The organism is Arthrobacter sp. Y3221157 (genome assembly GCF_059089865.1).
In genome coordinates, this window is record NZ_JBNHFD010000049.1 from 15,062 (window position 1) to 27,079 (window position 12,018).

The 12,018-nt window shown below is 67.5% G+C and carries 8 protein-coding genes; 2 read left to right on the forward strand and 6 right to left on the reverse strand.

Going from position 1 to position 12,018, the window contains the following annotated elements:
- Positions 1-72 precede the first annotated feature (72 nt).
- The 6 genes from treZ to glmS all read right to left on the reverse strand — a co-directional run bounded on the left by treZ (position 73) and on the right by glmS (position 10,353).
- Positions 73-1,842: a malto-oligosyltrehalose trehalohydrolase gene (treZ, locus tag AC5RTT_RS13045; protein WP_494145551.1), complete on the reverse strand. Its 1,770-nt coding sequence runs from the start codon at positions 1,840-1,842 to the stop codon at positions 73-75.
- A complete protein-coding gene (gene treY, locus AC5RTT_RS13050; RefSeq protein WP_494145552.1) occupies positions 1,839-4,169 on the reverse strand; it encodes a malto-oligosyltrehalose synthase in 2,331 nt (776 codons plus the stop codon). Before treY ends, treZ begins: the two co-directional genes overlap by 4 nt.
- Positions 4,166-6,421, reverse strand: coding sequence for a glycogen debranching protein GlgX (gene glgX, locus AC5RTT_RS13055; protein ID WP_494008891.1), 2,256 nt, complete (start codon positions 6,419-6,421; stop codon positions 4,166-4,168). The genes treY and glgX overlap by 4 nt, the downstream gene beginning before the upstream one ends.
- Positions 6,422-6,485: 64 nt before the next feature.
- Entirely contained in the window at positions 6,486-8,078 is a 1,593-nt protein-coding gene (locus AC5RTT_RS13060; protein WP_494145553.1) for an NAD(P)H-hydrate dehydratase, read from the reverse strand.
- 30 nt (positions 8,079-8,108) lie between these two features.
- Positions 8,109-8,456, reverse strand: coding sequence for a holo-ACP synthase (locus AC5RTT_RS13065; RefSeq protein WP_479771618.1), 348 nt, complete (start codon positions 8,454-8,456; stop codon positions 8,109-8,111).
- Between the two features lie 4 nt (positions 8,457-8,460).
- A complete protein-coding gene (gene glmS / locus AC5RTT_RS13070) occupies positions 8,461-10,353 on the reverse strand; it encodes a glutamine--fructose-6-phosphate transaminase (isomerizing) (RefSeq protein WP_494145554.1) in 1,893 nt (630 codons plus the stop codon).
- Positions 10,354-10,462: 109 nt separating this feature from the next.
- Here glmS and coaA point away from each other — a divergent pair, with 109 nt between their 5' ends.
- Positions 10,463-11,458: a type I pantothenate kinase gene (coaA, locus tag AC5RTT_RS13075; RefSeq protein ID WP_494050963.1), complete on the forward strand. Its 996-nt coding sequence runs from the start codon at positions 10,463-10,465 to the stop codon at positions 11,456-11,458.
- A 5-nt stretch (positions 11,459-11,463) separates the two neighbouring features.
- Positions 11,464-12,018 (forward strand): D-alanyl-D-alanine carboxypeptidase family protein (locus tag AC5RTT_RS13080; RefSeq protein WP_494145555.1); only part of this gene is annotated, 555 nt, incomplete at its 3' end.

The window sequence follows — 12,018 nt, forward strand, 5'->3', positions numbered from 1 at the left end:
AACAGGACAACGATGGAAAGTTACGCCGCGGGCTGACAAATGCCTGCCCGCGGCGCCGCTTCAGTCCAACAGTCAGGACTTGAGGATTGCTGCGCTCCACGGAGCCAGGGCAAGGGACTCGCCTTCCAGGCCGGTTCCCTCGTCCGTGGCCAGCAGCACGGAGCCGGAAGCCCCTTCCAGCCGTACTTTTGCGTCCGAGAAGTTGATCAGCACCTCGACGCTGCCGCGGCGGAACCGCAGCCAGCGCTCGTCGTCGTCGAACGTCACGTCCGTTTCGGTGAATCCCAGCCCGGCCAGCTCGGTGTGCTGGCGGCGCAGCGCGGTCAGCTGCCGGTACAGGTCCAGCAGCCGCGCGTGGTCGCCGCTGGCGGCCTCGTCCCAGTCCAGCTTGGACCGGCGGAAGGTTTCCGGGTCTTGGGGATCGGGCACGACGGCGGGATCCCACCCCATGCGCTCAAACTCCCTGATGCGCCCTTCCGCGGTGGCCTTACCGAGCTCGGGCTCGGGGTGCGACGTGAAGAACTGCCACGGCGTGGAGGCACCCCATTCCTCCCCCATGAACAGCATGGGGGTGAACGGCGACGTGAGCGTGAGCACCGCAGCCACGGCGATCTGCCCATAGGACAGCGATTGCGAGAGCCTGTCCCCCGTGGCCCGGTTGCCGATCTGGTCGTGGTTCTGGTTACAGACCACCAGCGCCGCAGGGTGCACCAGTGCGGTGTCAATAGGCCGGCCGTGGTGCCGTCCGCGGAAGCTGGAGTAGCTTCCGTCATGCAGGAACCCGTCCTTGAGCACCTTGGCGAGCACGCCCAGGGAGTCGAAGTCGGAGTAGTACCCGGTGGTTTCGCCGCTGACGTTGACGTGGACCGCATGGTGGAAATCGTCGCTCCACTGCCCCGCCAGCCCGTAGCCGTTGACATCCCGGGGGTAGAGCAGGCGCGGATTGTTCAGGTCCGATTCCGCGATGAGCGTTTTGGGCAGCCCCGTTTCCGCGGCCACGGCATCACCCAAGGCCCCAAGGTCCTCCAGGAGGTGCACGGCGCGCTCGTCCCGGAAGGCGTGCACGGCATCCAGGCGGAGCCCGTCCACGTGGTAGTCCCGCAGCCACAGGGCAGCGTTGTCCAGGATGTATTCACGCACCACGTCCGAGCCGGCACCGTCCAGGTTCAGGGAGTCGCCCCACGTGTTCGCGTCCCCCTGCTTGAGGTAGGGGCCGAACCTGGGCAGATAGTTGCCGCTGGGTCCGAGGTGGTTGTAGACCACATCCTGGATGACGCCCACCCCGGCGGCGTGGGCCGCGTCGACGAACCGCTGGTATGCGGCCGGCCCGCCGTAGCCCTCATGGACGGTGTACCACTGGACGCCGTCGTAGCCCCAGTTGTGGGTTCCGTTGAATCCGTTGACGGGCAACAGTTCCACGTAGTCGATGCCCAGTCCGGCCAGGTAGTCCAGCTTTTCCGCCGCGGCGTCCAGGGTCCCGGCAGGCGTGAAGGTGCCAACGTGGAGTTCGTAGATCACCGAGCCTTTCAGGTCCTTGCCGCGCCAGCCGGAGTCCTGCCAGGCGTAGGAGGCGGGGTCGAACGTCCTGGACAGTTCGTGGACGCCGGACGGAAGCCGGCGGGACCGGGGGTCGGGCAGGGGCTTGCTATCCCCGTCCAGCAGGTAGCCGTAGTCCACGTCGCCCTGCGCTGGGGCGCTGGGGGCGGTCCACCAGCCTTCCGCGCCGGGCACCGTCTCCTTCTTCTGCATGGGGTACTGCCGGCCATCAGCCAGCAGGACCACGGACGCGGCTTCCGGCGCCCACACATCGAAGCGTTCGGGACCGTCATTGACGAGGGTCATGCGTTCTCTCCATCCACCGGAACCAGCAAAGCCACCGGGTAGGTACCCAGGACATCCGCCACCAAAACGGGTCCCGGCCCGAAGGCGGCGCCGGTCAGTTCATCACGCATCGGAGCGGAGAGTTCGACGGCGGTGTCCCGCCAGCCGCCGCCGGCTTCCAGTCCCGCGGGCAGCCGCGTGGCCAGCGTCACCGCTCCAGGTGATGTTTCCGAGGTGCCGCGGGAAAACGCCAGCAGGTGGCCGGCCGCCGCACCGGAAGCAGCAACCGGCGTGTAGCCCTGGAACAGTTCCGGCCGGTCCCGGCGCAGGCGGAGTGCCCGCGACGTGGTCAGAAGCTTGCTGGTTTCCGTCCCGGCGTCCGGCAACGTCCCGGCGTCAAGCTTCTCCAGCTCAGCGGCCCGGAGTGCAAAGTCCACCGGCCGACGGTTGTCCGGGTCCGTCAAGGACCGTTCCCAGAACTCGCTGCCCTGGTAGACGTCCGGCACACCCGGCATGGTGAGCTGGACCAGTTTGGCCGACACTGAGTTGGAGGCGGCATAGGCGTCAATCCGTGCCACGAACTCCTCGACGGCCTTGTTGACCCGGGGGTTGTCGAACGCGGCGTCCACCGCAGCGTTCACTGCGGACTCGAAGTCCTCGTTGGGCTCTGTCCACTTGGTGGAGTTGCCCGCCTCGCGGGCGGCCTTCGACGCATAGCCCTGCAGCCGTTCCCGGCTGGCGGGCCACGCCCCGATGATGGCCTGCCACAGCAGGTTCTCGTACGGGCCGTCCGGGACCGGCGCCAGCTCCCGAAGGGTCTTCAGCGTTGCGGTCCACTCCTGCGGGAGTTCGGCGATCACGGAGATCCTGGCCCGTGCATCCTCGCTGCGCTTGGTGTCGTGAGTGGACATGGTGGTCATAGACAGCGGAAGGTCCTCCTGCCGGCGGCGCATCCGGTGGTGGAACTCGTCGGGGGTGACCGCGAATTCAGTGGGTTCGGCACCCACCTCAGTCAGGGTTCCCAGCCGGGTGTAGCGGTAGAACGCAGTGTCCTCCACGCCCTTGGCCATCACCATGCCGGAGGTCTGCTGGAACCGGACGGCGATCGGGTTGGAGGGGTCCAGCAGCAGCGGCAGGAGGGTTCCCACGGCAACGGCGAGGTCCGGCCGGTGTTCGGCCGCGGACTCGCACGCTTCCTTGAGGACCTCGGCGCCGGTGGGCAGGTAGGTGCGGTAGACCGGGAAGGCGGCGATGATCTCGGCGATCGCGTCCGCCGCCTGTTCCAGGGCGAGTCCGTAGGATTCCGGCACAAGCCGGGCCAGGCGGAGGACCTCGGACCGTAGGATCCCGTCCGCGATCATGCGCTTGGTGTCACGGATCATTTCCGCATAGTCCGCCGGCCCGGACGTCCCGCGCAGTTCCGCGTCCAGCGAGTCGAGGGCCGCCTGGCCGGCGGGGTCCACGAACACGCGGTCCACGTCCGCCAGGGCGTCGTAGCCGGTAGTTCCCTCGCAGGCGAAGTCGCCGGGCAGGACCTCGCCCGGCTCCAGGATCTTTTCCACCAGGACATAGGCCCCACCCGTGAGGTCCTTCAGCCAGCGCAGGTACCCGGCCGGATCGGCCAGACCGTCCGGGTGGTCCACCCGGAGTCCGTCCACCAGTCCCTCACGGAACCAGCGAGCCACCTCGGCATGGGCTTCCTCGAAGACCTTGGGGTCCTCCACCCGGATGCCCGCCAGGGTGGTGACGGCAAAGAAGCGGCGGTAGTTGAGCTCGGCATCGGCGCGGCGCCAGCCCATCAGCTCGTAGTGCTGGCGGCTGTGGACGTCCTGCGGGGAGTCACCCTCCGTGTAGGTGCCCGGAGCCAGCGGGAAGCGGTGGTCGTAGTAGCGGAGCTCGCCGTCCACCACTTCCAGCTTGTCCAGGTCCTCATCCGAGCCCAGCATGGGCAGCCGGATCTTGCCGCCGCCGAGGTCCCAGTCGACGTCGAAGGCTTCGGCGTAGGGCGAGCCGCGGCCCTCCCGGAGCAGCGACCACCACCAAGGGTTCTGCGGCGGTGAGGCAACCCCAACGTGGTTGGGGACGATGTCCACCAGGACGCCCATGCCGTGCTCGCGGGCTGCCTTGGACAGCGCCAGCAGTCCTTCCGGGCCGCCGCGGGCGGGGTCGACGGCGGAGGGGTCGGTCACGTCGTAGCCGTGGTCCGAGCCCTGCTCCGCGGTGAGGATGGGTGAGAGGTATACCCAGTCCACACCCAGCGATTTCAGGTACGGAACCTGTTCGGCGGCATCAAACAGCGTGAAACTGCTGCGGATCTGCAGCCGGTACGTGGATGCGGGTGCCCTCACTTTTTCCCAGCCTTCCGCTCCCCCACCTTGGTGGTCTTTCCGGGTTCCGCCACCACGGGGGTGCTGATGGTCTCCGTCTCGCTGCTGGACGTCTGCGTGAGCGCGGCCAGCGAAGCTGCAACGGAGTGGTCCGGCTCGACTTCCTCAACAGTGTGGGCGCGCAGGACCACGAGGGACTTGGCCTCAACCGGCAACGGCTGCCCGGCGGAAACCGGTTCAGTGTCGGCGTTCTGCCCGGCAGTGTCAATGATGACGTCCCAGGCCGGTGCGTACTCGTCTGAAGGCAGCGTGAACTTGACGGTGTCATCGTGGGCATTGAAGAACATCAGGAAGCTCACATCGGTGATCCTGCGACCCCGGGTGTCCTTGCCCTGGATGCCGTCCCCGTTCAGGAAGACGCCCACTGAGCGGCCGAACCCGCTGTCCCAGGCTTCGGGTTTCATCGTCTCGCCGGACGGGTCCAGCCATACGATGTCCGGCAGCCGTTCGCCTTCTCCCCGTAGGACGGGCCGTCCGTCGAAGAACCGGCTGCGGCGGAACGTGGGATGCTTGGCGCGGAGCGCATTGACGGCGGCGGTGAACTCGATCAGCGGCTGGTCGATGCTGTCCCAGTTGATCCACGTCAATTCGGAGTCCTGGCAGTACCCATTGTTATTGCCTTGCTGGGTGCGGCCCAACTCGTCACCGTGCAGGAGCATGGGCACGCCCTGGGACAGGAGCAGCGAGGCGATGAAGTTACGCTGCTGGCGGGCCCGGAGCGCCAGCACCTTTGGATCGTCCGTGGGACCTTCGGCACCGCAGTTCCAGGACCGGTTGTGGGACTCGCCGTCGTTGTTGCCCTCGCCGTTGGCCTCGTTGTGCTTCTCGTTGTAGGACACCAGGTCCGCCAGGGTGAAGCCGTCGTGTGCGGTGACGAAGTTGATCGAGGCCACGGGACGGCGGCCGGAGTGCTCGTAGAGATCCGCCGAGCCGGTGATGCGGGAGGCGAACTCACCCAAGGTGGCGGGCTCGCCGCGCCAGAAGTCGCGGACGGTGTCGCGGTACTTGCCGTTCCATTCGGTCCACTGCGGCGGGAAGTTGCCCACCTGGTAGCCGCCGGGGCCGACGTCCCACGGCTCGGCAATGAGCTTGACCTGGGAAACTACCGGATCCTGCTGGATGAGTTCGAAGAAGGTGGACAGCTTGTCCACGTCATAGAATTCACGGGCCAGCGTGGAGGCGAGGTCGAAGCGGAAGCCGTCCACGTGCATTTCGGTGACCCAGTAGCGCAGCGAGTCCATGATGAGCTGCAGCGAGTGCGGGTGCCGGACGTTCAGGGAATTGCCGGTGCCCGTGTAGTCCATGTAGTGCTTTTCGTCGCCCTCCATCAGCCGGTAGTAGGCGGCGTTGTCGATGCCCTTGAAGGACAGCGTGGGGCCCAGGTGGTTGCCTTCGGCGGTGTGGTTGTAGACCACGTCAAGGATGACTTCGATGCCCGCCTTGTGCAATGAGCGGACCATGGCCTTGAAGTCCTGGACCTGCATGCCGGTATCGCCGGTGGAGCTGTAGGTGTTCTGGGGCGCGAAGAAGCCGATTGTGTTGTAGCCCCAGTAGTTGTTCAGGCCCTTGTCCTCAAGGGTTCCGTCATTAACGAACTGGTGCACGGGCATGAGCTCGATGGCGGTGACGCCGAGCTTCTGCAAGTGGGCGATGACGGCGGGATGCGCCACGCCGGCGTAGGTTCCACGCTGTTCCTCGGGCACGTCCGGGTGTAGCTGGGTAAGGCCCTTGACGTGGGCCTCGTAGATGACGGACTGGTGGTAGGGGATGCGCAGCTGCTGGTCGCCCTCCCAGTCAAAGAACGGGTTAATGACGACGCCCATCATCATGTGCTTGGCTGAGTCAGCGTCGTTGACGGAGTCGGGCTCGCCCAGGTTGTAGGTGAACAGCGCGGGATCCCAGTCGATCTGGCCGTGGATGGCCTTGGCGTAGGGGTCCAGCAGGAGCTTGTTCGGGTTGAACCGGTTGCCCGAGGCGGGATCGTAGGTCCCGTGCACGCGGTAGCCGTACTTCTGGCCGGGCTGGATCTGCGGGATGTAGCAGTGCCACACGTAGCCGTCCACTTCGTCCAGCGCGATGCGGGTTTCCTTGCCGTCATCGTCAAAGAGGCACAGTTCCACTTTTTCTGCTCGTTCGCTGAACAGGGCGAAGTTGGTGCCGGTGCCGTTGTAGGTGGCGCCAAGCGGATAAGCCGATCCAGGCCAGACTTCCATAATGCTCCTCATCGTTGGTCGGCAGCGGTCCAGAACCGCCCCCAGCTGCCGGTGCGAACTATGCCTACCGTAGCGGGTGGCTGTGACTATTACGTTTCGGGCCACCCGGATTGCTAAGCATGCTGACTTTACCCCAGACGCCGGGAATCGCGCTGGCGATTACGCCAGCAGTGATCGGACCTCCCGAATTGGCGTCCGACGCCGCCCTCCCGGCCTTGCCGTGCAGCGCCGCTCCCAGCGCGGCAAAGGTGGCCCACCGGCCGTCCTCGTCAGCGGAGAGCCCATTCAAGCGTTCGACGCCGGCATTCGCCTGGGCGAGCAGCGCACCGATGACGCCGGCCAGGACGTCACCGCTGCCGGCGGTGGCGAGCCAGGGTGTGCCGTCCGCCTGGCTGTAGACGTCGCCGGAGGGTGCAGCCACCAGGGTGGTTGCGCCTTTCAGCAGGACCGTGGCACCGGTCCGTGCGGCTGCGCGGCGGGCGGCGTCCAGTGTTGCCAATTCCACGGCGGCACGGTCTTCGGTCCCGCCCAGGCGCTGCAGCAGCGTGGCGAGCTCGCCGGCGTGCGGGGTGAGGACCACGTGCGGGGCAAGCCTGTCGGGAAGGGCCGGCAGGGCGCCGGCGTCGGCCACCGTGGGGAGCCCGGTTTCAACGGCGTCCCGGGCCCGCGCCAACTGGTCATCGTCGTCCGGGCCCATCCCGGAGCCCACCAGCCAAGCCTGCACGCGGTTGTCCGCCACGGAGCCGGTGCTGCACACCACTTCCGGGCAGGACTGGCGCACCAGGTCCGCCACCCCGGGCGGGCCCAGGTACCGCACCATCCCCACGCCTGCGGCAAGCGCGCCACGGCAGGCCAGGACGGCGGCTCCCGGGTAGGTTGCGGATCCCGCCACCACACCCAGGACGCCGCGCGAGTATTTGTGGGCGCGGCGGTCGGGCTCCGGCAGGAGTTCTGCGATGTCCTGCGCTTCCAGCCTGCGTACGGACGGCCGGGGAAAGTTGTCCTCGATGCCGATGGGCACCACGTGGACCCGGCCGGCATAGTCCGCACCGGGGTCGGCCAGCAGCCCGCTCTTGGCGGCTCCGAAGGTGACAGTCAGGTCGGCCGCCAGCACGGGTTCCACCGCCGCGCCGGTATCGGCGTCCACGCCGCTGGGCAGGTCGCAAGCCACCACGCATCCGTGCCCGGCCTGCCGGCGGGCCCCGGTGATGGCCTCGACGAATACGGCCGCACTCCCCCGCAGCCCGCCCTTGGCTCCGGTTCCTAGGATCGCGTCGATGACGACGTCGGCCCGTGCGGCTTCCGCCGCCAGCTCACCGGGTGCGGCGGCGGCGAGGTCACGGGCGCGTCCGCCGGCACGCTCAAAGGCAGCCAGCGCCTGCTGGTGGCCGGCGCCCGAGGTGAGGACCGCCGTCGTATGCATGCCGCGGGCGGCGAGGAAGGAAGCGGCGTAGAGCCCGTCACCGCCGTTGTTGCCCTTGCCGGCCAGCACGACGAGGCGCGCGCCGTAAATGCGGCGGCCGCGGGTGCGGAGTTCGGCAATGACGGCGTTGGCCAGCCCGTGGGCGGCGCGCTGCATCAGGACGTCGCCCAGCCCGGCCGCCAGGAGGGGTTCCTCGGCGGCCCGGACCTGCGTTCCGGTGAAGGCGCTGATCATCCGGTCACCTGGGACGGGCCCGGGGCAGGATCAGCCCTCGGCCAGGACAGTGGCGGTGGCTATCCCGCCGTCGTGGCTGATGGAAAGGTGCCAGCGCTTGACACCCTTGGCTTCGGCGACGGCCAGCACGGTGCCTTTGACTTGGACGGTGGGCCCGTTATGGTCCAGGCCGATCCAGCAGTCCTGCCAGTTCATGCCGGCGGGCGCACCCAGGACCTTGGCCACGGCCTCCTTGGCGGCGAACCGGGCGGCCAGGGACCGGATGTTCAGTTCCCGCTCTGCGGGGACGAACAAACGGTCCCGAAGGCCCGGTGTGCGCTCAAGCTGCCGGCCGAACCGATCAATGTCAACGACGTCTACCCCAATGCCTACGATCATGGCACTACTCTACGGTGACGCTCTTGGCGAGGTTGCGGGGCTGGTCCACGTCGTAGCCCTTGGCCGCGGCGAGTTCCGCGGCGAAGATCTGCAGCGGGACGGTAGTCAGCAGCGGCATCAGCAGGGTGGGCGTCTCGGGGACGTAGAAGACGTGCTCGGCGTAGGCCTTGACCGCCTCGTCGCCTTCCTCGGCGATGACCAGGGTGCGGGCGCCGCGTGCGCGGACTTCCTGGATGTTGGAGACCACCTTGGCGTGCAGCGAGTCGCGGCCGCGCGGGGACGGGACCACCACGAACACCGGCTGGCCCTCGTCGATCAGGGCGATCGGGCCGTGCTTGAGCTCACCGGCGGCAAAGCCCTCGGCGTGGATGTAGGCGATTTCCTTCAGCTTCAGCGCACCCTCAAGCGCCACCGGGTAGCCGACGTGCCGGCCCAGGAACAGGACGGACTTCTCGTCCGCCATGCTCCGGGCGAGTTCGCGCAGCGGTCCGGCGTTGTCCAGGATCTTCTGGATCTTCGCGGGGATCTTGTTCAGGTCCGCGAGGACGTCCTTGATCTGGCCGGAGAAGATGTTGCCGCGCAGCTGGGCCAGGTACAGGCCCAGCAGGTACGCGGCCGTGATCTGGGCCAGGAACGCCTTGGTCGAAGCCACCGCGATCTCCGGGCCGGCGTGCGTGTACAGCACCGCATCGGACTCGCGCGGAATGGTGGAACCGTTGGTGTTGCAAATGGAAATGGTCTTCGCGCCCTGTTCCCGGGCATAACGGACAGCCATCAGCGTGTCCATGGTCTCCCCCGACTGGCTGATGGAGACCACCAGGGTGTTCTCATCCAGGATCGGGTCGCGGTAGCGGAACTCGTGCGCCAGCTCCACCTCGGTGGGGATCCGGCACCAGTTCTCAATCGCGTACTTCGCCACCGTACCCGCGTACGCGGCGGTGCCACAGGCCAGCACGATAATCTTGTTGACCTGCTTCAGGCGTTCAACATCGATCCGCAGCTCGTCCAGGGTCAGCTTGCCGTTGATGTCAGACCGGCCCAGCAGGGTCTGCGCCACGGCGTCGGGCTGGTCATGGATTTCCTTCTCCATGAAGGAGCTGAAGCCGCCCTTTTCAGCAGAGGCCGGGTCCCAGTCCACATGGTATTCCTTGCCCGCGGCCGGGTTGCCGTAAAAGTCCGTGATCTCCACCGTGTCCGCGGTGATGGTGACAATCTGGTCCTGGCCCAGCTCCACCGCCCGGCGGGTGTAGTCGATGAACCCGGACACGTCAGAGCCCAGGAAGTTCTCTCCCTCGCCCAAACCGACCACCAAAGGTGAGTTGCGGCGCGCGGCCACCACCACGTCGGGCTGGTCAGCGTGCACCGCCAGGAGGGTGAACGCGCCCTCAAGGCGCTGGCAGGCCAGCTCCATGGCCCGGGTCAGGCCGCCGTCAGACGTGTCCCCGCCCAGCTTGTTGCGGAAAATATCCGCCAGCAGCGCGGCAGCGACCTCAGTGTCAGTCTCGGAGAGGAACTCCACGCCCTTGTCCAGCAGCTCCAACTTCAGCTCGGCGAAGTTCTCGATAATCCCGTTGTGGATCACGGCGAGCTTGCCGCCGTCGGCCAGGTGCGGATGCGCATTCCGGTCCGTCGGGCCGCCGTGCGTGGCCCAGCGGGTGTGGCCGATCCCGGTCACGGTCTCCGGCAGCGGCCGGGCCTCCAGCTCGGCCACCAGGTTGCTCAGCTTCCCGGACTTCTTCCGCGCCTCGATGCTGCCCTTGGACACCACCGCCACCCCGGCGGAGTCGTAGCCCCGGTACTCCAGGCGGCGCAGCCCCTCCAGGACAACATCCAACGCACTGTGACCGGCAATTACACCGTCAACCGGACGGCCCACATATCCCACGATTCCACACATACGCTAAAGACTATCGGCTGGGAGCCGTAGCTTTAAAACGCGAGGCCGAGCCCCGGAGGACTTATATGTGGCAGGCGGGCGGCGCCCGCGGATGCGCCTGCATTTCGCTATGTGCCGGGGGCGGGGCAGAATCACTAGCGTGACTTTGCAACGCAACGAGGCGAATGGAGAGGGTGTCTCCCCGTTCGTGGAGCTGGACCGGCAGACCTGGTCCAGGCTGGCAGCACAGATGGAACAGCCTCTTAACGAGGAGGATATTGTCCGTCTGCGCGGCCTGGGCGATCCCTTGGACATGACGGAAATCCGGGAGGTCTTCCTGCCCCTGTCGCGGCTGCTGCACCTGTACGTTGAGGCGGCGGGCCAGCTGCATGCGGCCACCACCACCTTCCTGGGCGAGCAGACCCAGCGCACCCCGTTCGTGATCGGCGTTGCCGGTTCCGTGGCTGTGGGGAAGTCCACCATCGCCCGCGTGCTCCGCGAGATGCTGCGCCGCTGGCCGGGCACGCCCAACGTGGAGCTGATCACCACTGACGGCTTCCTCTATCCCCTGGCTGAGCTCAAGCGCCGCCAGCTGCTGGACCGCAAGGGCTTTCCAGAGTCCTACGACCGGCGGGCGCTCCTCCGTTTCGTAAGCGAGATCAAGGGCGGGGCCGAGGAGGTCCGGGCGCCCTGGTACTCGCATGTCACGTACGACATTGTTCCGGGCAAGGAAGTAGTGGTCCGCCGGCCGGACGTCCTGATTGTGGAGGGCCTGAACGTGCTGGCCCCCGCGCGGCCCCGGCATGACGGCCGGCAGGGCCTGGCGCTGAGCGACTTCTTTGACTTCTCCATTTATGTGGATGCCAAAACGTCCTACATCGAGGAGTGGTACGTGGACCGGTTCCGGAAACTGCGGAGCACGGCGTTCGCGCAGCCGGAATCCTACTTCCACCGCTACGCCAGCCTGTCCGACGAGGAAGCGGAGACCACCGCCCGGGAGATCTGGAAGCGCATCAACGAGCCCAACCTGGAGGAGAACGTCCTGCCCACCCGCGGCCGGGCGCAGCTGGTGCTCACCAAAGAGGCCGACCACACGGTCCGACGCATGCTGCTGCGGAAGGTGTAGCACAGGTGTGCCACGACTGCTCCGGCTCACCCCTTTCCAGCCGCCGAAACTTCACGCGTTTCCTGGCGGCAGGCGCCGGACTGGCTGTCCTGACGGCCTGCACGCCGGACGCACCCCCCGCGGCCGCGCCGTCGTCAGCCCCTCCTTCAACGTCCCCCTCCCCCGTTGCTTCCACCGCCTCGGCCACCCCGACGGCGGAGGCCGCCGCAGTGCCTCCCGCAGCTCCGGAAGCCGCCCCTTCGCCGTCGCCCTCCGCCGCCCTGCCCCGGCAGTTCTCCCTGACGGACCCGGCGAGCCCGTGGGTGATCGTCAACAAGCGCCGGCCGCTGGTGCCGGCGGCGTACGCGCCGGCCGATCTGGTGCGCCCCGCCGTCGCGATGGCCGTGTCCGGGGAGGCTGCCCTGCTGAACAGCACGACGGCGGCAGCGGCCGAGGCGATGTTCTCGGCCGCCGCGCGGGATGGCGTGTCGATGGTGCTGGCGAGCGGCTACCGCTCGTATGCCACCCAGGTGGCCACGTACAACAGCTACGTGGCGGCGCGGGGCCAGGCCGACGCCGAC

Coding starts and splice junctions, on each gene's coding strand:
- treZ (WP_494145551.1), bottom strand. CDS start 1,842: ATGACCCTCGTCAATGACGGTCCCGAACGCTTCGATGTGTGGGCGCCG.
- glgX (WP_494008891.1), bottom strand. CDS start 6,421: ATGGAAGTCTGGCCTGGATCGGCTTATCCGCTTGGCGCCACCTACAAC.
- AC5RTT_RS13060 (WP_494145553.1), bottom strand. CDS start 8,078: ATGATCAGCGCCTTCACCGGAACGCAGGTCCGGGCCGCCGAGGAACCC.
- AC5RTT_RS13065 (WP_479771618.1), bottom strand. CDS start 8,456: ATGATCGTAGGCATTGGGGTAGACGTCGTTGACATTGATCGGTTCGGC.
- glmS (WP_494145554.1), bottom strand. CDS start 10,353: ATGTGTGGAATCGTGGGATATGTGGGCCGTCCGGTTGACGGTGTAATT.
- coaA (WP_494050963.1), top strand. CDS start 10,463: ATGTGCCGGGGGCGGGGCAGAATCACTAGCGTGACTTTGCAACGCAAC.